This window comes from Cobetia sp. Dlab-2-AX (assembly GCF_024124625.1).
Classification (GTDB): Bacteria; Pseudomonadota; Gammaproteobacteria; order Pseudomonadales; family Halomonadaceae; genus Cobetia.
Genome location: NZ_JAMXRV010000005.1, coordinates 1 through 20420, shown reverse-complemented (window position 1 = coordinate 20420; position 20420 = coordinate 1). Strand labels below are relative to the sequence as shown.

Sequence of the window (20420 nt, the reverse complement as noted above, 5' to 3'; positions counted from 1 at the left end):
AGACGGCAGTGGCTCAGGCGAGCCACTGTTCAGCCCTGGCCGCGACCATTGCGCCGACGTTTGCCGCGACGCTTGGTGCCGGCCGGCTTGCTGCCGGCGGGGCCTTCATCGGAGACACCTTCGATCATCGTGACCTGGGTGCGAGCATCGACTTCCTGGAAGTCGGTCCACCACTTGCCCAGCCCCGGCTTCACTTCGCCGGCGAATTCGCGCAGCAGCAGGAAGTCGTAGGCGGCGCGGAAGCGCGGATGCTCGCGGGTCTGGAAGGCGCGTTTGCCACGGCGACGCGGCAACTTGGCCTGCATATCCCAGATCTCGCGCATCGGAATGCTGAAGCGCTTCGGGATCGAGGTGTGGTTGAGCTGGCGAGCGATCGCCTGCTGGGCCGCCTGGTGGGCTGCCGGAATGTCGGGCATGCCACTGGCGATCAGCTGATCGGTACGCGCCTTGACGCCCGGCCACAGCAGGGCGGCATACAGGAAGGCCGGCGTGACCGGCTTGTCTTCGCGGATGCGGTCGTCCGTGCTGGCCAGTGCCTTCTCGATCAGCGGCATGGACCAGTGATAATGCGCGAAACTCTCTTCCGTCTCGGGGAACAGCATCTGGAACAGCCCAAACTCACGCAGGAGATGGAAGGTTTCCAGTGCATAGCCGGACATGAACAGCTTGAGCACTTCCTCGAACATGCGCGCCGGCGGAATCTGCAGCAGCAGCGGGGCCAGTTCGTACATCGGTTCGGCCGTGGCCTCCTCGATGTCGAAGTCCAGTTTGCCGGCGAAGCGGACGGCACGCAGCATGCGCACCGGGTCTTCGCGATAGCGTGTTTCCGGATCTCCGATCAGGCGAATCATGCGCGCTTCGATATCGCGTACGCCATTGGCCCAGTCGTGGATCGTGAAATCGGACACGTCGTAATAGAGGGCATTGATCGTGAAGTCGCGGCGCAGCGCGTCCTCCTCGATGGAGCCGAAGACGTTGTCGCGCAACAACATGCCGTCTTCCGACTGCTGGGTATGCTGGCTGGGCGTGCTATCGGCCGGCTTGCCGCGGAAGGTGGTGACCTCGATCACCTCACGACCGAAGCGCACGTGCACGATACGGAAACGACGGCCGATGATGCGGGCATTGCGGAACAGCTCGCGGACCTGTTCCGGCGTGGCATTGGTGGCCACGTCGAAGTCCTTGGGGCGTTGTCCGAGCAGGGCATCACGGATACAGCCACCGACCAGATAGGCCTGATATCCACCGCTTTGCAGACGATAGAGTACCTTCAGCGCATTCTCGCTGAGCTGGCGGCGGGACACGGGATGCTCATCCCGCGGTATCACACGCAGGCTGGGCAATGGAGCCGCGGGCGCGTCAGTTGCATTGAAAAGCGTCTTCAAGCGGTCACCGGGGCGTTGTAGAAAGCGGGTAAATCCTTTGAGCATGCAGCGATTCGACTCGTGCGTGGCAGGCCGCCCAGTGTAGCCGAGGGCAGATACCTTGGCAAAGCGCCGGTCTGCCATCCAGGGGCCGACTCTGCACTTCAAGGCGTCTGACGAGGCAAGAATCACCTCTCAGACAAGGAAAAAGGGAGACCGATCACTCGGTCTCCCTTGCAGGTAGGGTACACGCATCCTTGAGCGGATGTTCTTTTTCGTGATGGCGCATCGCCCTGAATACGCACCACAGTCACAAATCAATGCAGACAGATCCTTCGTGTTGCAGATCATGTTGTTGTTGTCTGGCTGTCTGTTCGGTGACCATCTCGTATTCAAAACAATCTTCCATTCACCGACGGCTGAATAGCCTCCCCCCGCGAGTTGTTGTTGTTTCGGGGGTGATCCGGGGTCGAGCCTGTTGTTCTTGTTGGTGCTCGAGGCCGGATTCGTCGCGTCCTGGTCAGTAGATTCCGGACTGCCGATATCTTGTTGTTATTGGATCGGCGGATGATGAACTGCGGCCGTTTGTTCTTGTTTTGGCTCTTGCCTGCCACCACTCATGCAGTGAGGCATGCGGTTCATCATCAATGTCACGCGCTCGACGGGTATTGTTCTTGTTGATGTCGAGGGTTTTCGAAGCGTTGCGCGTTCTTGTTGTTGTTGGGCGCGCTTCGTATTTCCGGTTGTTCTTTTTCTTGACCGTGATGTTGCATCGGATGTGCCACAGCTTAAAAAAAACCAGTAATTCAGTCATTTAGACATAGGTCGCTGAGACATGAGGTGTAGAGAAGCGCGAGGTGTTACCTGACGTGGCCATTGGTGCGCTGGATGGGGTCATGATTTGGGGTCGATGGTAACAATTGGTGCGAAGGTCTAACGAAGTGGCTTGCAAGCTAATGATTGAGCTGGTTTTTTTGCGAGCCTTTCGACACTAAAGTCTAGCGATGCCCTCGATGATGCGGGGATCTATGGCAGGCAAGGCGCCGCCGCAGGCGGGTTGCCTGCCCGGGAGGGCACCTGCATGGTGCAGTGACTTCAGCGCAGTGACTTCAGTGCGCCAGCTTCAGTGCGCCGACGTCAGTTTGCGGGAGAGCTGCGGCGTCCCTTGCGGCGTGGAATGCCCAGGCGCTGACGCCGCTCCCAGAGGTTCTTGCGACTGATGCCGAGGCGGCGCGCGAGCTCGGTTTCGCTCATGTGGTCCTGATGCTCGAGCACGAAGTGCTGGAAGTAGTCCTCCAGCGAGAGGTCTTCCTCCTCACCGGCATCGCCGACCACCGAGAGGCCGCTGCGTGGAGGGGCCGCAGGCGATGGCAGGCCCGTGCCCTGCTGGCCGGCCGCGGGCTGACCTGTGGCAGGCGCGGAAGTCGTTTCGGGACTTGAGCCACTGGCGGCGCCTTTCACTGCACCTTTCGCCGCTCCTTTGCTCGCTGTCTTGGGCACCTGAACACTGGAGGGCACCGAGTCGGCTGTTGCGGCGGCGGGCGCTGCTTGAAGCGGCTGCCCTGAGGGCGTGCGCAGGCCGAGGTCCTCAGGGGCGATGATGCGACGCTCCGCCAGAATGACGCCCCGCTCGAGGGCGTTTTCCAGCTCACGGACATTGCCGGGCCAGGCGTAGTGATGGATTTCCTGGCGCGCCCGCTGGGAGAGTCGCATGCCATCGCGTCCATGCTTGCGGGCGATGCCGGCCAGCAGATGCTCGGCCAGTTCCAGCACGTCATCTCCACGCTCACGCAGGGGCGGCAGGTCGATCTCCATCACGTTCAAGCGGTAATAGAGGTCGAGGCGGAACTCACCGCTGGCCGAGAGCTGATGCAGGTTGCGGTGGGTCGCGGCGATGAGGCGAATGTCCACGTAGCGGGTCTCGATGGCCCCCACGCGGCGAATCTCGCCCTCCTGCAGCACCCGCAGCAGGCGTGCCTGGGCATCCAGCGGCAGTTCACCGATCTCATCCAGAAACAGTGTGCCGCCATCGGCGGCTTCGATCAGGCCTGTGCGCGAGCTGGTGGCGCCGGTGAAGGCACCTTTTTCATGGCCGAACAACTCGGACTCGATCAACGTCTCGGGAATGGCGGCGCAGTTGACGCAGATCAGCGGCGCCTGATGGCGTTCGCTCTGGCGGTGAATGGCGCGCGCGACCAGCTCCTTGCCGGTGCCGGACTCACCCAGTACCAGCACGGTGACATCGGCGGGCGCTACCTTGCGAATGCGGGTATAGACCTGTTGCATGGCGCGACAATGACCAATCATCTCCACCGGCTTGTTGGTCGTGCCAGCATGCGCCTGGGGCGGAGGCGGCGCAGCACTCGGCGCCCCCAGGCGTGGCAGAGACAGCGCATCTCGCACGCTGCGCGCGAAGGCCTGCTGGTCAAACGGCTTGGGAAGATAGTCGGCTGCCCCCGCCTTCAGGCAGCCGATGGCGGCATGCAGGCTGGGGTCGTCGGCCAGCAGCAGCACGGGAGTTGGCCGGCTGGCACGCAGGATCGGGACGGCATGGTCTCCGGCCAGTTCGCTGTCGCAGATCACCAGCGCGAAGTCGGCGGGGTGCTGCAGACGGGCATCCTCCAGGCCGCTGGCCTGCACCACGTCGTGACCCTCGCGCTCCAGCAGATGCTGCAGCGTGTTGCGCGAAGCACCTTCCTTTTCGACGATCAGAATCCGGGCCATGGGGTGATGTCGCTCGCCTGAGGGTGTGCATGAGGGGATGGCTGTCGCTCGAGTCTGTCCTGTTCCCACAGGGGTGGCAATCCGACAATCGTGGCTGTTGTCAGGCGTTCCGACTGTATGGCGTATCTGGTCTCGGCTGCCCTCAGCTGCCTTCATCAGTCCTTGTCATTGGAACAGTGGCTGCACTGAGTGACGGCGCGGTGCCGACCGCCGCAAGTGACCAGCGAGGAGTGGCGTGGGCGAGTTGCTCAGCGGGGCTGGCGGTCGCCAGTTCGGGCGGCGGCGCCTGACCGAGCAGTGTCAGGGTATGGTGCAGCAGCGTTCGAATCGCGCTGGCGTCTTCCGGCAGGGCCGGCGCCAGGTTCTGCTTGGAGAGCTTCTGGCCATTGTCGGCCGTGATCAGCGGCAGGTGCGTCAGGCGTGGCATCGGCAGGTCGAGCGCGGACTGCAGCAGACGTTGCCAGGGGCTGTTGTCGAGCAGATCGAGCCCGCGCACGACATCGGTGATGCCCTGCTCGGCATCATCCACCACCACGGCCAGCTGATAGGCCCACAGGCCATCACGTCGCTTGAGCACCACGTCGCCTAGCGTGACAAGATCCAGCTGGACCGCGCCCTGCAGGCGGTCCTGCCAGCCAGCGATGGCCCGGGAGCCGCCGAAGCGCTCTGCCGCGCGCACGTCCAGCCGCCAGGCATGCTCGCCCTCGGGCGGTTCGGTCCGCTCACGGCACCAACCGGGGTAGATGGTGTGCTCGCGCCACTGCTTGCGCGAGCAGTCACACGGGTAGGCGATGCCACTGGCCTTCAGTTGTTCCAGTGCATCGGCGTAGGCGGCGTGACGCTGGCTCTGATAGCGGAGCTCACCATCCCGCTGAAGACCGAAGGCATCCAGCTGGCGCAGGATGGTATCGGCGCTCCCGGCGGGGCAGCGCGGTGGGTCGATATCCTCGATACGCACCAGCCACTCGCCGCCGTGATGGCGGGCATCGAGATAGCTGGCGACGGCAGCCAGAAGTGAGCCCGCGTGCAGCGGACCGGAAGGGGTGGGGGCAAAGCGGCCACGGTAGGCGGTAGGCATGTGGGCTCCGTCATCCTTCGTGGTAGGGGATTCGCAGGCAGCAGGGCCTGAACGCATACGGGCACCGCTCCGAGGAGGGTGCCCGTATGGGGGATGAGGGCGACGGCCTGACGTCGCTTCATCGACAGCAGGGCTTAGCGGCCCAGCTGCTTTTCTTTCAGCTCGGCCAGTGTCTTGCAGTCGACACACTGGGTAGCGGTCGGACGTGCTTCCAGACGGCGAATACCGATCTCGATGCCACAGGACTCGCAGAAGCCGTAGTCGTCCTCATCGATGTTCTCGATGGTCTCGTTGATCTTCTTCAGCAGCTTGCGTTCGCGATCACGTGTTCTCAGCTCGAGGCTGAAGCCTTCTTCCTGAGTGGCACGGTCTGCAGGGTCCGCGTAATTGTTGGCATCTTCCTGCAGGTGACGCACGGTGCGATCGACCTCTTCCATCAGCTCCTGTTTCCACTCCATCAGGATCTGGCGGAAGTGCGCTAGCTGCTTCTCGTTCATGTACTCTTCACCCGCTGCCGGCTCATACGGGGTGAATTTCTTAAGCGCTTCCGGCTTGGTTTCAGCTAATGGCATGGGACCGCCTCATTCCGCAAGTGACTTGGGCCGTCGACAGTCTGTTGCACTGCCTCCTTGGCCACGGCGAGGGGGCTGTCCTGACTGCTGCCCTCGCGAGAAGATCAGCTTATTTAGCGTAAAAATGACAAGTTTGCAACCGATCTCCGACGATAGTTTGTAGCGGGCAATGGTCAAGTGCGTGCCGGCAAACACCAATTTTCCTGCACGAAGGGGCTGGGAATGGGCCTTGGCAGGCGCCTAGAATGAAGCTCCCACCCTGAGGAGTGTTGTCATGTCGTTTGCCCGCCGTCTTGAATCCGTTGCCGCCTTTCGCGTGATGACGCTGCTGGAAGCCGCCCAGGCGCGCGAGGCCGCGGGCCATGACGTCATCCATCTGGAAGTGGGCGAGCCCGACTTCCCGACCCCCGCTCCGGTGATCGCCGCCGGGCAGGCAGCACTGGCGGCCGGTCAGACGCGCTACACCCCTGCCTGCGGCCTGCCGGCCCTGCGCGAGGCCATCGCAGCAGACTATCAGCGCCGTCACGGCGTCACGGTCTCCCCCTCCCGTATCATCATCACGCCCGGCGCCTCCGGTGCCCTGCTGCTGGCCACACTGTTGTGCGCCGAGCGTGGCGATAGCGTATTGATGGCTGACCCGACCTACCCCTGCAATCGTCACTTCATGGGCCTGGTGGATGCCCAGCTGGACGTGGTGCCCGTCAGTGCCGCGAGTGACTGGCAGCTGACCGCCGAACTTGCTGATGATTTCTGGCGCGAGAACACGCGGGCCGTGATGGTGGCATCGCCCTCCAACCCCACCGGACACGTGCTGTCGCCCGAGGAATTGAAGGCGCTGGGCGAGCTGTGCCAGTCGCGAGATGCCCACCTGCTGGTGGATGAGATCTATCAGGGGCTGACCTATGGCGTGCCTGCGCACACCGCACTGGCGGAATGCCCGGATGCCTTCGTCATCAACAGCTTCTCGAAATACTTCGGCATGACGGGCTGGCGGCTGGGCTGGCTGGTGGCGCCGGAAGCCGCGGTCGAGCCATTGTCACGCCTGGCGCAGAATGTCTTCCTGGCTGCCTCGACACCTGCCCAGCATGCGGCACTGGCGGCCTTCACGCCGGAATGTGAAGCAGAGCTCGAGCGTCGTCGGCAGGTACTCGAAGCCCGTCGTGGCGTGCTGCTGGCCGGGCTAGAGCGCCTGGGGCTGGCGCCGTCGGTACCGCCGCAGGGTGCCTTCTATGTCTGGCTGGATGTCTCGCATCTGACTGATGACAGCGAGGCCTTCTGCCGCGCACTGCTGGAAGAAGAGGATGTCGCCATCACGCCGGGTACGGACTTTGCGCTGGCCGAAGGACGTCGCCATGTGCGTATTGCCTTCACCGCCGATGAGGCGCGTCTGTGCGAGGCCCTGGCCCGCATGGAGCGTTTCCTTGAGCGGCGTGTCACCCGGGCAGGAGTGTCGGCTTGATGGTGCTTGAGGGGCTGTATCGTGGTCGCCTGATCCGCCGCTACAAGCGCTTCTTCGCCGAGGTGGAGATGCTTGAGGGTGAGCGGGCGGGTGAGGTGGTGACGGCGCATTGCCCGAATACCGGCTCAATGCGCGCGGTGTGCGTCGAAGGTTGTGAGGTATGGCTGTCACCGTCCGACAATCCCAGGCGCAAGCTCGCCTGGACCTGGGAGCTGATTCGCCTGCCCATGGCCCCACCCGGCGCTGACGGCCGGCGCGAGGCCTTGGTGGCGGTGCATACCGGACGTGCCAATGCCCATGTCGAGGCCGCACTGCAGCAGGCCAGCGTCAGCGCGCTGCACGACATGAGGCTCGCCGACTTTGCGCGCCTCAAGCGCGAGTCACGTGTCGAGGTCCTGCTGCCGGGAAATGACACGCCGGAGCGCTCACGGCTCGATTTCCAGATGTGGCCAAAGGAGGAGGGCGCGGCCTCGATCTATCTGGAGGTCAAGCAACTGACACTGCGCGAAGCTGACGGTCACGGCTATTTCCCGGACTCGGTGAGTACGCGTGCCCAGCGTCATCTGGCCAGCCTCGCGGCGCTGGTCGCAGCAGGTCACCGTTGCGTGCTGGTGTTCTGCGTCGCCCATGACGGGATCGAGGATGTCGCACCGGCGGCGCATCTCGACCCGGCCTATGCGCAGGCCTTTGCCCGGGCGCAGGCCGCCGGTGTCGAGGTAGTGGCGCTGGGCATGCAGATCACCCTCGAAGAGTATTTCTCGGATGCGAGCCAGCCACTGTGGCGAGCAAGACTGGGCCTTGCGCGCGCGCTGCCACTGCATGACGTGCGCTTTACTGGCTGATCAGGTCGCTGGCGCTCAGCCTGTCAGTCAGCGCTCATGTCTCTTTCCTTCATTTCTCCCTCGTGTCTCCACCGCTGCCTGCGGCCTCCCACAGCAGCAACAGGGCTGGCGAGGCCTCGCTGTGCACCAGCTCAACGTCTAGCGCCGTCAAGCGTTGGCCGAGGCAGGGGCCGCTGATGCAAGTGCCGTGATGCGGTTCGAAACAGGCCTGATGGCGGTGGCAGAGTATCAAGCCGCCGGTCGCGTCCATGTAGGGATCGTCAGTCTCGTCCTCGGTCAGCATTCGGCTGCCCTGGTGTGGGCAGTAGTCGAGGAAGGCGCGCGGGCCATCGGGCTGCATCACCAGCAGGGCCGGGCGGCCATCATCGAGTGTCAATGGCATGCTGCGGCCGACGGACAGTGATGGCAGCGGCAGTCTCAAGCACAGCCTGGATGAAGGCCCTTGGGGGAGTGTTGGTGGCCTTTCGGACATGAGGGGGCTCGCATCGGGTATCATGGCAGCGTTGGCACGCTCTCTTGTGGTCTTTTACCGTGTCTTGCCGCTTCCTTCCATGCCGAGTCATCTTCATGTCGCTATTTCGCCGCTCGATCACTTCCAGCTTCCGCTCCAGCAACGACTCCGGGACACCTGAACACACGGCCGGGGTGAGCCGTCGCCAGTTGCTGGCCGGCATGGCCGTTTCGGCGGGCGGGCTTAGCGTGCTGGGCTCGGCACTGGGCAGCCCGCTCGTACAGGCCGCTCTGCCGGCCAGCGGGCCGTTGCCCCCGCTGCCGGCCTGGCATGATCCCGAGGCGTCCCACCCGTTGCTGGGCAGCATTCTGGTCGCGGAGGGCAATCGTCGTCTATCGCCAGCGGCGCTGGTCGATTGGAGCCAGGCGCACTCGATGGTGCTGCTGGGCGAGCATCACGACAATCCGGATCATCACCAGCTGGAACGCTGGTTGATCGATGCGCTGGCCGTGCGGCGACAGTTGGGTGGTGTGGCGCTGGAGATGCTGGATACGACCCAGGATGCCGCCTTGTCGCTGGCCAATCGCACCTCGCTTGCTGTCGCGGGATTGCCGGATGATGAGCTCCAGCAGTTGCTGGCCTGGAATGCGCGCTGGCCCTTCACCGACTACGCCCCCCTGCTGCGCGGAGCGCTGGACAGTGGTGCGCCACTGGCGTCTGCTAGCCTGTCGGCGGCACAGCTGGAGGCCAGCATGGCACCGGGGCAGTCGCCGTTGGCACTGCCGGAAGCGGTCCTGCGCCTGCAGCGTGAGGCACTGGATGAAGGCCATTGCGGCCTGCTGGGTGCAGAGCGCCTGGACGCGATGCTGCGTGCGCAGTTGGCGCGGGATCAGCAGATGGCAGAACGCCTTGAGGGCCTGTCGGCCGACGGTGCCACCAGCTTGCTGGTGTGTGGCTCCGGCCATGCCCGTCGCGATATCGGCGTGCCGCGCTGGCTGGATGGCAGCACGCTGTCCGTAGCGCTGATGCCGGTCGCCTGGGATGACGCGGGCCAGCCGCTGACGCATCTCACCGATTATCTGCCGGAAAGCGCCGGTGCGGCGCCGGCCTATGATCTGGTGTGGTTCACGCCGGCGACGGCGCCCGTCGTCGACGCCTGTGAAGGACTGAGCGAAACGCTGCAGGCGACCGTCAGCTAGAGGCCAGCCAGGTCTCGGGCCTCTGCAATCCATGAGCCGTCTGAATCCTCGGCATGAAAAAAGGCACCTCTTGGAGGTGCCTTTTTCGTTGGTGCGACGTGGGTGACGCGACCTGAAGAGCGACGCGATCAGGCGTTCTTGAGATCCGGTACGCTGTCAGCACGACGGCGCGCTGCCTTCTGCGGCGTCTCGTCATGCTGGGCGTCGCCACGTGCGTTCTCACCACTGTCATTGCTGCCGGCCTGCTCACGGAAGCGGTCTTCGATATAGGTGATGCGCGTGCGGCCGTGGGGCACGGGCTTGAAGTCGGCATCGACACTGACCAGCACGATGCGGTCGATGGTCAGAATGCGCTCGCGGGTGATCTTGTTGCGGATCTCGACGCACAGCGAGATCGAGGTGCGACCGAAGGCGCTGGCGGTGATGCCCAGTTCGATGATGTCGCCCTGACGCGCGCTGGAGACGAAGTTGATCTCCGACATGAACTTGGTGACCACGCGCGAGGTGCCCAGCTGGACGATGGCGTAGATGGCCGCTTCCTCATCGATCCAGGCCAGCAGACGTCCACCGAACAGGGTGCCGTTGGGGTTGAGGTCTTCGGGCTTGACCCACTTGCGGGTATGGAAGTTCATGCACTCTCTCCTCGGGATGCCGGCGCACCTCACCGGAAGTGCGTGCCGTGATCCTCAGCTGCGTTTACCCCGAAAGTATATAGACTTTAGTTGCGACTGTCTGTGCATGGCTCGGATAGCGCAGCGCTATCGTGGCGCGGAAGAATTGCTGGCGTCATGACGCGAAACGGCCGACAGGAGTGTCCTGTCGGCCGTTTCCTTGCGGGGCCTGGCGCTTGGTCCAAGGAGATTGCTGTAGGGCGCCTGAACTCAGCGCTGGTCGGGCGGGCAGTTGTCGCGGCAGACGCGGAAGATGGCCACTTCCCCGAACAGATTCGGCCACCAGGTCGCCGCCGGGTGCGGCTCGTGATCGCCGTTGCCGACCGCGCGGTCGATGATCTTGAGACCCTGGGCGCGACACAGGCGCTCGAAGTCCGCGAAGGTCGACAGGTGGATGTTCGGCGTGTCGTACCAGGCGTGAGGCAGCGACTTGGAGACCGGCATGCGGCCCTTCATGCCCAGGTGCAGGCGGTGACGCCAGTAGGCGAAGTTGGGGAAGGTGATGATGGCCTCACGCGAGACGCGCATCATCTCCTCCAGCGCACGGTCCGGGCGACGCAGTACCTGCAATGCCTGGGACATCACCACGCGATCGAAGGTGTCATCGGCGAAGTTGGCCAGGCCGTCATCGACATTCTGCTCAATGACGTTCACGCCACGGGCGACACAGGCGCTGATGTTGTCGGGGTCGATCTCCAAGCCATAGCCGAAGACCTGCTTGGTCTCCTTGAGGGAGGCCAGCAGGGTGCCGTCACCGCAGGCGAGGTCCAGCACGCGCGCGCCTTCGGGAATCCAGTCATGAATCTGGGCGAGGTCGTTACGCATGGCTGGTCTCCCTGGTGCTCGGCTTTTGCGTGGCTTTGGCGCCACAGGCGTGGTCGTAAGCGCGAGTCAGGAAGTTGCCCAGCACCGTCTGGTAGCGTTCGCCCGGCAGCAGGAAGGCATCATGGCCGTGCGGCGAGTCGATGTTGGCGTAGCTGACCGACTTGCCGGCATGGATCATGGCGTTGACCAGCTCGCGAGAGCGTGACGGCGCGAAGCGCCAGTCGGTGGTGAAGCTGACCACCAGTACCGGGCAGCTGATCGGCGCCATGGCCGCGGACAGGTCATCGCCTGCCGTGGCGGCAGGGTCGAAGTAGTCGAGCGCCTTGGTCATCAGCAGGTAGGTATTGGCATCGAAGGCGGTGGAGAAGGTATCGCCCTGGTGGCGCAGATAGCTCTCGACCTGGAAGTCGACGTCGTAACCGAAGTTGAGGCGGTCCTGACGCAGGTCACGCCCGAACTTGGTACCCATCGAATGCTCGGAAAGATAGGTGATATGACCGACCATGCGCGCCAGCTTGAGGCCACGCTTGGGCACGGCATCGACACGCGAGTACCAGCCGTCATGGAATTCCGGGTCAGAGCGAATCGCCTGACGCGCGACTTCATTGAAGGCGATGTTCTGCGCCGAGAGTTTCGGCGTGCAGGCGATGATGGCGACATGACCGACGCGATCAGGGTGGTCCATCACCCACTGCAGCGCCTGCATGCCACCCAGCGAGCCACCGACCACTGCCGCGAAGCGGGTGATGCCGAGAGACTCTGCGAGGCGCTTCTGGCTCTCGACCCAGTCCGGCACGGTCACCAATGGGAAGTCAGGCCCCCATTGCTCGCCCGTTTCCGGGTTGATCGAGGTCGGGCCGGTACTGCCGTGGCAGCCGCCGATGTTGTTCAGCGCGATCACGAAGAAGCGCGAGGTATCAATGGGCTTGCCGGGGCCGATGTAGTCGTCCCACCAGCCAGGCTTGCGGTCGCTCATGGCGTGATAGCCAGCCGCATGATGGTGGCCGGTGAGGGCGTGACAGATCAGGATGGCGTTGCTGGCGTCCGCGTTCAGCTCGCCGTAGGTCTCGTAGACCAGCGAGTACTGCTCGAGGCGTCTGCCGCAGGCCAGCTCCAGCGGGGTATCGAAGTGGGCAGTCTGAGGCGTGACGAGACCGACCGAATCCGGGGGCAGGGAATCAGGCATCGTGGTGAAGGTTTCCAGCATCATGTCCAGCAGAGTGTTCGGGGCAGGGCCCGTGTCCAGGGCGCGAAACCGCGGTGATGCGCCTTGTGGGCGTCTCGTGCACCGTGGTTCTGGCTTCGGCCGAGGGCTCACTCTAGCACAGCGTACGCACGCGTGATCCAGTGACATGTGATGCTAAAGCGCCCGCCACGGGAGTCCGTGGCGGGCGCTGATGTCGATGTCGTGCACCCCGGGCGAGTGGTGGCCACCCTGTCCCGGTGGTGCGCTTAGCCGAAGACGCTGCGCAGCATGCCCAATGACGGCAATGTCTGGTTGATCAGGCTGCCGATCAGGTTGAGCGCGATGAACACGAAGATCGGCGACAGGTCGAGCATGCCGATCGACGGGATCACCTTGCGTACCGGCTTCATGATCGGGTCCACCAGCTGGTGGACCAGGATGGCGCCCGGGTGGTTGGCCTGCGGAGCGACCCACGACAGGATGATCATCGCGATCAGGGCGAAGAAGTAGATGTTGATGATGCTGTCGAGAATGGTGCCCAGTGCCGTCAGCGCGATGAAGCCGACCGGCAGCATGCCGCCACCGAACAGGGCGCCGATCGCGACCAGCACCAGGCTGACGACGATGAAGGCGGCGGCCAGGGTGGCGATGTCGAAGCGACCCAGCGGGCGCAGAATGCCCTGCAACGGGGCCACCAGCGGGTTGGTCGCCTTGACCACTGACTGGGTGACCGGGTTGTAGAAGTCCGCTCGGGATAGCTGCAGCAGGAAGCGCAGCATCAGGATGTAGACAAATAGTTGCAGCAGGATGGTGACCAGCTGAAGTCCGATATTACCCATAGCACCCATGGGGCTTTCCTTAAGACGGTGAGAAGTGGGCGCGCGATAGTGCACGCGTCATGCTGCTAGCATGCCAACAACAGATGAACAGCGCATGATGGCCTGTTGTGGCCCGGGCTGCCAGCGGCCTGCAGGAGTTGTCAGTGGAGCAGAGGCTGTCAGCGATCCAGCTCGCGGGCAAGCTCGGCGGCGCGCACGCTGGAGGCCTTGGCGGCGCGCTCGACGATATCGCGCAGCCCATCCTCCTCGAAGCTGTTGATGGCGCGCTCCGTGGTGCCATTCGGCGAGCACACGCGACGGCGTAGCTCGGCGGGCTCATGCTCGCTGGAGAAGGCCATCTCGGCGGCACCGCGAGCGGTCTGGATCGCCAGGCGGCGCGCGGTCTTGGCGTTCAGCCCCAGCTCGATGCCTGCCGCTTCAAGCGACTCGATGAACAGGAAGAAATAGGCCGGGCCGGAGCCGGAAATGCCGGTGACGGCTTCCAGCAGACCTTCTTCCTCGACCCACTCGACGATACCGACTGCGGTCAGCATCTCATCCATCAAGCCGCGTTGCTCCTCCGTCACCTGGGCGGTGGCATAGAGGCCGCTGGCACCGATACCGACCAGCGACGGCGTGTTGGGCATGCAGCGGATGATGGCGAGGTCGCCACCCAGCCAGCGTTCGAGGCTGTCGCAGGTGATGCCGGCCGCGACCGAGACGATCAGCGGCTTGCGGTTCTGCACCGCAGGGGTCAGCGCCTGGCAGACGTCATGCATCATCTGCGGCTTGACGCCCAGCACCACCACATCGGCTTGCGAGACGGCGTAGGCGTTGTCCTGGGTCGTGCTTACGCCGTAGCGCTGCTCGAGGGCATCGAGTGTCTCGCGCGAGCGAGCCGTGGCGATGATACGGTCTGCGGGATAGCCGGAATCGACCATGCCGCCGAAGATGGCGCTGGCCATGTTGCCGGCGCCGATGAACGCGATAGTGCGCGGTGTAGCGGTGCTCTGGTGCGTCATGCGGTGCTCCTGATCATTCAGTGGGAGGGCTGGCGGCAAGCTCGAGAGCCTTGCGTGAGTGTTGGATTTTCCTCAGCGAGCGTTGGGCTCAATGGACCTGGGAATAGTCACGTGCGCCGAAGATGGCAGTGCCGAGGCGTACCAGTGTCGCGCCTTCGGCGACGGCGGCCTCAAGGTCCGCGCTCATGCCCATTGAGAGAGTATCGAGCCGGGCCTGCGGGTAGCTGGCGGCGGGGAAGCGCGTCTGCAGTCGCTCCAGTAGTTCGCGCAGCTGGCGGAAGGGCGCGCGGCGCTCAGCCTCACTGGCACCGGCGGCGCAGGGGGCCGGAATCGCCATCAGGCCGCGCAGGCGCAGCCCGGGCAGTGCGATCACAGTCTCGGCCAGCGCCAGCAGTTCCTGGGGTGCCACTCCAGCCTTGGAGGCTTCGCCGGAGATATTGACCTGCAGGCAGACATCGAGCGCGCCAAGCTCACGGGGGCGCTGCTCGCTCAGGCGGCGTGCGATCTTCTCGCGTTCCACGGTATGCACCCAGGCGAAGTGCTCAGCGATGGCGCGCGTCTTGTTGGACTGGATGGGACCGATGAAATGCCATTCGATATCGGTGAGGTCCGACAGCGCCTGCTGCTTGTCCAGCGCTTCCTGCAGATAGTTCTCGCCGAAGGCCCGCTGGCCGGATTGCCAGGCTGCGCGCATCAGCGTGGCGGGTTTGGTCTTGCTGACGGCCAGCACTTGCGCCGAATCAGCGTTGCGTTTACTTGCCTGCAATGCCTTTTCCAGCCGCGCACGGGCCTCTAGGATACACTGGGTAACACAAGCTTCGTCGTCGGGGACTGCGGTCATGCGGCTCGGCTCCAGAATTTGCGGAACAACCTGGCGATGGCTGGCACGGTGTCAGGCATGTCATCAATGGCATGAGCGTGACAGGCCTGGTGACATGGTGCCCATCGCACTATCTACTGAAGAGCCACTTCACACTTTCACCAGAGTACACAAGACTCGTTGGTACAAGAGCTTCGGTCTTCGCGAGGGAACTGCATGGATATTACCGAACTGCTGGCTTTTTCGGCAAAACAGAACGCGTCGGATCTTCACCTGTCCGCAGGTTTGCCACCGATGATTCGTGTCGACGGTGATGTGCGGCGCATCAATGTGCCGTCAATGGATGACAAGCAGGTGCGCGCGCTGATCTACGAGATCATGAACGACAAGCAGCGCCGTGACTTCGAGGAATTCCTCGAGACCGATTTCTCCTTCGAGGTGCCGGGGGTCTCGCGTTTCCGTGTCAACGCCTTCCATCAGGGGCGCGGCGCGGGGGCCGTCTTCCGTACCATCCCCTCGGAAGTGCTGACGATGGAGGATCTGGGGCTCGGTGAAGCCTTCCGCAAGATGTGCATGCTGCCGCGCGGCCTGATTCTTGTCACTGGGCCGACCGGTTCCGGTAAATCCACCACGCTGGCGGCGATGATCGATTACATCAATGAGAACAAGTACGACCACATTCTCACCATCGAGGACCCGGTGGAATTCGTGCACCAGTCCAAGCGGTGTCTGGTCAACCAGCGTGAAGTGCATCGTGATACCCACGGCTTCGCGCCCGCGCTGCGTTCGGCACTGCGTGAAGACCCGGATGTCATTCTGGTCGGGGAGCTGCGAGATCTCGAGACCATCCGTCTGGCACTGACCGCGGCCGAGACGGGTCACCTGGTATTCGGCACCCTGCACACTACCTCTGCGACCAAGACTGTCGACCGTATCATTGACGTCTTCCCCGGCGAGGAGAAGGCAATGGTGCGCTCGATGCTGTCCGAGTCCCTGCAGGGTGTCATCGCCCAGACACTGCTCAAGAAGATTGGCGGTGGCCGGGTGGCGGCTCACGAGATCATGATCGCGACGCCTGCGATTCGTAACCTGATCCGCGAGGACAAGGTGGCGCAGATGTACTCCTCCATCCAGACCGGTGGTGCCCTGGGCATGCAGACATTGGATGCAGCGCTGACGCGTCTGTTGGCGGAAGGGCTGGTGACCAATGAAGATGCTCAGGCGAAAGCCAAGGGCTTGTTGAGCTGAATTCGCCAGGAGGGCCGACAATCACGTTGCAGGTAGGTGGGGCAGGGGCCGGAACACGTCAACTTTTCAGGTTCATGGGACGGCATTTCAGCGCGAGGCCTTGGGCGCGACTCTCAAGGCGCATATCGGGATACAACTCATGACTCCTCATGAATGGCTGCATGAACTTCTGCAGTTGATGGTCAGCAAGGGCAGCTCGGATCTGTTCATCTCCACCGGCACACCGCCGCAGATGAAGGTCAATGGCCGCATGGTGGCGCTGGGCGACAGGAAACTGAGTGTCGATCAGGTCAGGGAGCTGGTGCTCGCGCCGATGAGTGACATGCAGCGGGAGCGCTTCGAGGAAGAGCGCGAGGCCAACTTCGCATACAGCTTGCCGGGTGTCGGGCGCTTCAGGATCAGCGCCTTCTACCAGCGCAGCCAGATGGGCATGGTGATTCGCCGCATCCAGCTGTCGATTCCCAGCCTGGAAGAGTTGCGGCTGCCGGAAATCATCAAGGGACTCTCGGAGACCAAGCGGGGGCTGGTGATCTTCGTCGGGGGCACCGGCGCCGGCAAGTCGACCTCACTGGCGGCAATGATCCAGCATCGCAATCAGACCTCCAGCGGGCACATCATCTGCATCGAGGACCCGATCGAGTACATCCACCCTCATCAGCGTTCCATCGTGACGCAGCGTGAAGTGGGAATCGATACCGAGTCCTTCGAGGTGGCACTGCGCAATACGCTGCGTCAGGCGCCGGACGTGATCATGATCGGCGAGATCCGCTCGCGTGAGACCATGGAGCACGCGCTGACCTTCGCCGAGACAGGCCACCTGTGTCTTGCGACGTTGCATGCCAACAATGCCAACCAGGCCCTGGACCGCATCATCCACTTCTTCCCGGAGGAGCGTCATGAGCAGGTATGGATGGATCTGTCGCTGAACCTCAAGGGCATCGTGGCCCAGCAGCTGTTGCCTCACAGGAGTGGCAATACCACCCAGCGCGTGCCGGCCATTGAGGTGATGCTGCGTTCGCCGCTGATCGTCGACCTGATCCGCAAGGGCGCGGTGGTCGAGATCAAGGACGTCATGAAGCGCTCGCAGCAGCAGGGCATGATGACCTTCGACCAATCGCTTTACGCCTTGCATCAGCAGGGCTTGATCACCGAGGAAGTGGCATTGGCGCATGCCGATTCCGCCAATGACCTGCGCCTGATGATCAAGTTCGGTGATTCCGATAGTGCCCAGGAAGCCCAGCAGGATGTCATGAGTGCCGCCAGTCGCTTCTCGCTGCAAGGGGATGACGACTGAGGCGTGTCGGTCATGCCAGCTGTCGGTGATGTCAGCATGGTGATTGTCCCAATCAAAAGCCGCCCTCCTCATCACGAGAAGGGCGGCTTTTTCGTATCCGATGAGGGTCAGCGAGCGTAGAGGCCGCCCAGCACTCTCGGGCCGCTCGCGCCGGTCACGCTGGGCAGGTTGCCGGGGCGCTCCAGGACTCTGCGCGCCGCGAGCCAGGCGAATGCGCTGGCTTCGAGCAGGTCTGCGTTCCAGCCCATGTCAGCGCAGGGCACAAGGGGCGTCGCTTGCTCGCCTTGCGCCAGGCGCTGCTCCAGCTGAGTGAGCAGGGCGCCATTGCGTGCCCCGCCACCGCAGGGAGTCAGCGCGGCCAGTGATACGCCGGTCTGCTCCAATGCCCGCACGATGCTTTCGACGGTCAGACTCAGGAGCGTGGCCTGCACGTCGGCCGGTGACTCGTCGCCGGTCAGGTGCTGTGCCAACCAGTCGAGATGGAAATCTTCGCGGCCGGTGCTCTTGGGAAGTGGTCGGCGGAAGTAATCGGCCGACAGCAATCTCTCGAGCAAGTCAGGGATTACCTTGCCGCTGGCGGCCCACTGACCGTCCTGATCCACTGTGGTACCACGATGACGTGAATGCCAGGCATCCAGCAGGCAGTTGGCGGGGCCGGTGTCGAAGCCGATGACGTCAGCTGTGGAGCCCTGAGGGGGGAGTAGTGTCAGATTGGCGATGCCGCCCAGGTTGAGCAGCCCATGCCATTGGTCTGGCTGACTGAAAAGAGCAGCGTGGAAGGCGGGCGCCAGCGGGGCCGCCTGACCGCCGGCGGCCAGATCGCGGCGCCGGAAGTCAGCAACGACAGGGATGCCGCACAGCTCGGCCAGCAGGCTGGGGTTGTCGAGCTGCAGGGTGTAGGGCGTGTGGCATGGCTGATCGCTGAAGCCGTAGGGGCGATGCTCGATGGTTTGGCCATGGCTGCCAATCGCCGCGACATCCTCTGCACTCAGCTGCTGGCGGGTCAGCAAGCGCGTCACCGCGCTGGCGGCCAGTTCAGCCAACGCCTTTTCGGCGGCGGCGAGATCCGCGAAGCATGCCTCATCGCAATGCATCAGCTGCCAGAGGCGAGTTCGCAGTGTCTCGGGCAGCGGCAGGTCGAGCCCATCAATGAAGCGAATCCGTTCGTGGTCTGGCGAGGAGGGTGCGATATCGAGCAAGGCGATATCGAGTCCGTCCAGGCTGGTGCCGGTCATCAGGCCGAGGTAAAGCGCCATTGGGATCTCCCGATCATTGGGGGCGTGCAACAGGGAGTGGGAAGCTCGTGAGCACGCCGCTCTGCGGCAGGGGGTGCATGCCATGCTCGTCATGCTAACATTCTCGGCCAACATGCCCCGTTACGAGGGGAGCAGCAACGGTCAGAGAGGGCAGGATGAGCGACAAGTCAGTAGTGGAAGCGCTGGAGATCATCAAGCGCGGTACCGATGAGGTGCTGGTCGAGGAAGAGCTGATCAAGAAGCTCGAGTCCGGGCGCAAGCTCAAGATCAAGGCAGGCTTTGATCCGACGGCGCCGGACCTGCACCTCGGTCATACGGTGCTGATCAACAAGCTGCGCCAGCTGCAGGACCTCGGTCACGAGATCATCTTCCTGATCGGTGATTTCACCGGCCGCATCGGCGATCCCACCGGCAAGAGCGTGACGCGCAAGCCGCTGACCGAAGAGGATGTGAAGGCCAACGCCCTGACGTATCAGGAGCAGGTCTTCAAGATTCTCGACAAGAAGAAGACGCGCATCGCCTTCAACTCCGAATGGATCAGCAAGCTCTCCGCGGCTGACATGATCGAGCTGGCGGCCTCCAGCACGGTCGCTCGCATGCTCGAGCGTGACGATTTCGACAAGCGCTATAGCGGCAATCAGCCGATCTCCATCCACGAGTTCCTCTACCCGCTGATCCAGGGGTATGACTCCGTGGCGCTGGAAGCGGATATCGAGCTTGGCGGCACCGATCAGAAGTTCAATCTGCTGATGGGACGTGAGCTTCAGCGCCAGCGTGGCCAGGAGCCGCAGGTGGTGATCACCATGCCGATCCTCGAGGGCCTGGATGGCGTGCAGAAGATGTCCAAGTCGCTGGGCAACTACATCGGCATCAACGACCGACCCGGCGAGATGTTCAACAAGATCGTCTCCATGCCGGATTCGCTGATGTGGCGTTACTTCGAGCTGCTGTCGCTGCGTCCCCTCGATGAAGTGAAGGCGCTGATGGCCAGCATCGACGACGGTGCCAACCCGCGTGATATCAAGATGGAGCTGGCGCGCGAGCTGGTGGCACGTTTCCACGATGAAGAAGCGGCGGTGACGGCGCACCTTTCCAGCGGCAATCAGCTGGCCGACGGCGAGTTGCCGGCGGACATGCCGGATGTCACCGTCAGCCTGGAGGGCGCCGAGGTGGCGCCGATCGCGGCGGTCATCAATCGTGCGGGTCTGGCCAACAACAGTGCCCAGGCCAAGGACATGCTCAAGAATGGCCGCGTGAAAGTGGATGGCGAAGTGGTCGAGCCTTCCTATATGGCACCTTTCGATACTGCCATCGTCATCCAGGCGGGCAAGAAGCGCTACGCACGAGTGACCGTGACGCGCTGAGGTACTCAGATGTACTGATACTGAGAAGTCGCTGTCGTAAGTCACCTCCCGCTCGGCCTCACCAGACATGGTGGGGCCGAGCGCGTTCTGAACTCCTGGCATCATCGTGGCGAGATTCTTTCAAGAAAGCCCTTGCCCTCACGACGGTTCGTGCGTAAAGTACGCATCCGCTGCCGGGGACGCATGGCGTTACCAGCGGTGAAAGAGGTTTGCAGGTGATTGTTTTG

The 20420-nt window shown here is 63.3% G+C and carries 19 protein-coding genes; 6 read left to right on the top strand and 13 right to left on the bottom strand.

Features of this window, described 5'->3' with window-relative positions:
• Positions 1–29 precede the first annotated feature (29 nt).
• The 5 genes from pcnB to dksA all read right to left on the bottom strand — a co-directional run bounded on the left by pcnB (position 30) and on the right by dksA (position 5738).
• A complete protein-coding gene (gene pcnB / locus NH396_RS09695; protein ID WP_175089049.1) occupies positions 30–1430 on the bottom strand; it encodes a polynucleotide adenylyltransferase PcnB in 1401 nt (466 codons plus the stop codon).
• Between the two features lie 454 nt (positions 1431–1884).
• Entirely contained in the window at positions 1885–2178 is a 294-nt protein-coding gene (locus tag NH396_RS09690; RefSeq protein ID WP_253063247.1) for a hypothetical protein, read from the bottom strand.
• A 323-nt stretch (positions 2179–2501) separates the two neighbouring features.
• Positions 2502–4088, bottom strand: coding sequence for a sigma-54 dependent transcriptional regulator (locus NH396_RS09685; RefSeq protein WP_253063245.1), 1587 nt, complete (start codon positions 4086–4088; stop codon positions 2502–2504).
• Positions 4089–4230: 142 nt separating this feature from the next.
• A complete protein-coding gene (gluQRS, locus tag NH396_RS09680) occupies positions 4231–5166 on the bottom strand; it encodes a tRNA glutamyl-Q(34) synthetase GluQRS (RefSeq protein ID WP_253063243.1) in 936 nt (311 codons plus the stop codon).
• A gap of 134 nt (positions 5167–5300) precedes the next feature.
• Positions 5301–5738, bottom strand: a complete 438-nt coding sequence (gene dksA, locus NH396_RS09675; protein ID WP_175089052.1) for an RNA polymerase-binding protein DksA — start codon at positions 5736–5738, stop codon at positions 5301–5303.
• Positions 5739–6012: 274 nt separating this feature from the next.
• Between dksA and NH396_RS09670 the strand changes: the two genes are divergently transcribed.
• Together NH396_RS09670 and sfsA are read left to right on the top strand one after the other, a co-directional pair.
• Positions 6013–7197 carry an aminotransferase class I/II-fold pyridoxal phosphate-dependent enzyme gene (locus NH396_RS09670; RefSeq protein ID WP_253063241.1) on the top strand — a complete coding sequence of 395 codons (1185 nt, stop codon included), beginning with the start codon at positions 6013–6015 and terminating at the stop codon, positions 7195–7197.
• Positions 7197–8039 (top strand): DNA/RNA nuclease SfsA, encoded by an 843-nt coding sequence (sfsA, locus tag NH396_RS09665; protein ID WP_253063591.1) that lies wholly within the window; start codon positions 7197–7199, stop codon positions 8037–8039. Before NH396_RS09670 ends, sfsA begins: the two co-directional genes overlap by 1 nt.
• Before the next feature lie 49 nt (positions 8040–8088).
• Here the strand turns inward: sfsA and NH396_RS09660 are convergent, their stop codons facing one another.
• A complete protein-coding gene (locus NH396_RS09660; RefSeq protein ID WP_253063239.1) occupies positions 8089–8421 on the bottom strand; it encodes a Rieske 2Fe-2S domain-containing protein in 333 nt (110 codons plus the stop codon).
• A gap of 185 nt (positions 8422–8606) precedes the next feature.
• Between NH396_RS09660 and NH396_RS09655 the strand changes: the two genes are divergently transcribed.
• On the top strand, positions 8607–9689 hold the full coding sequence (locus NH396_RS09655; RefSeq protein WP_253063222.1) for a ChaN family lipoprotein: 1083 nt from the start codon (positions 8607–8609) through the stop codon (positions 9687–9689).
• Between the two features lie 128 nt (positions 9690–9817).
• Here NH396_RS09655 and NH396_RS09650 read toward each other — a convergent pair whose 3' ends face one another.
• From NH396_RS09650 to NH396_RS09625, 6 genes are all read right to left on the bottom strand, one after another.
• Entirely contained in the window at positions 9818–10321 is a 504-nt protein-coding gene (locus NH396_RS09650; protein ID WP_176675943.1) for a hotdog domain-containing protein, read from the bottom strand.
• A gap of 249 nt (positions 10322–10570) precedes the next feature.
• A complete protein-coding gene (metW, locus tag NH396_RS09645; RefSeq protein WP_153635072.1) occupies positions 10571–11185 on the bottom strand; it encodes a methionine biosynthesis protein MetW in 615 nt (204 codons plus the stop codon).
• Entirely contained in the window at positions 11178–12371 is a 1194-nt protein-coding gene (locus NH396_RS09640; RefSeq protein ID WP_253063220.1) for a homoserine O-acetyltransferase, read from the bottom strand. The genes metW and NH396_RS09640 overlap by 8 nt, the downstream gene beginning before the upstream one ends.
• A gap of 266 nt (positions 12372–12637) precedes the next feature.
• Complete coding sequence (locus NH396_RS09635; RefSeq protein ID WP_253063218.1) at positions 12638–13219, bottom strand: YggT family protein; 582 nt, start codon at positions 13217–13219, stop codon at positions 12638–12640.
• 149 nt (positions 13220–13368) lie between these two features.
• Positions 13369–14211, bottom strand: a complete 843-nt coding sequence (gene proC, locus NH396_RS09630; RefSeq protein WP_253063216.1) for a pyrroline-5-carboxylate reductase — start codon at positions 14209–14211, stop codon at positions 13369–13371.
• Between the two features lie 88 nt (positions 14212–14299).
• Positions 14300–15052 carry a YggS family pyridoxal phosphate-dependent enzyme gene (locus NH396_RS09625; protein ID WP_253063214.1) on the bottom strand — a complete coding sequence of 251 codons (753 nt, stop codon included), beginning with the start codon at positions 15050–15052 and terminating at the stop codon, positions 14300–14302.
• Between the two features lie 195 nt (positions 15053–15247).
• Between NH396_RS09625 and NH396_RS09620 the strand changes: the two genes are divergently transcribed.
• Both NH396_RS09620 and NH396_RS09615 read left to right on the top strand, forming a co-directional pair.
• The gene (locus NH396_RS09620) at positions 15248–16279 is read left to right on the top strand and encodes a PilT/PilU family type 4a pilus ATPase (RefSeq protein WP_176675948.1); all 1032 of its coding nucleotides are present in this window, start codon (positions 15248–15250) and stop codon (positions 16277–16279) included.
• Between the two features lie 139 nt (positions 16280–16418).
• A complete protein-coding gene (locus NH396_RS09615) occupies positions 16419–17573 on the top strand; it encodes a PilT/PilU family type 4a pilus ATPase (RefSeq protein WP_253063212.1) in 1155 nt (384 codons plus the stop codon).
• A gap of 107 nt (positions 17574–17680) precedes the next feature.
• On the opposite strand, the gene NH396_RS09610 is transcribed toward NH396_RS09615, so the two are convergent.
• Positions 17681–18829 carry an anhydro-N-acetylmuramic acid kinase gene (locus NH396_RS09610; protein ID WP_253063210.1) on the bottom strand — a complete coding sequence of 383 codons (1149 nt, stop codon included), beginning with the start codon at positions 18827–18829 and terminating at the stop codon, positions 17681–17683.
• Between the two features lie 155 nt (positions 18830–18984).
• On the opposite strand from NH396_RS09610, the gene tyrS reads away from it, so the two are divergent.
• Complete coding sequence (gene tyrS, locus NH396_RS09605) at positions 18985–20193, top strand: tyrosine--tRNA ligase (RefSeq protein WP_253063208.1); 1209 nt, start codon at positions 18985–18987, stop codon at positions 20191–20193.
• The last annotated feature ends 227 nt before the right edge of the window (positions 20194–20420 follow it).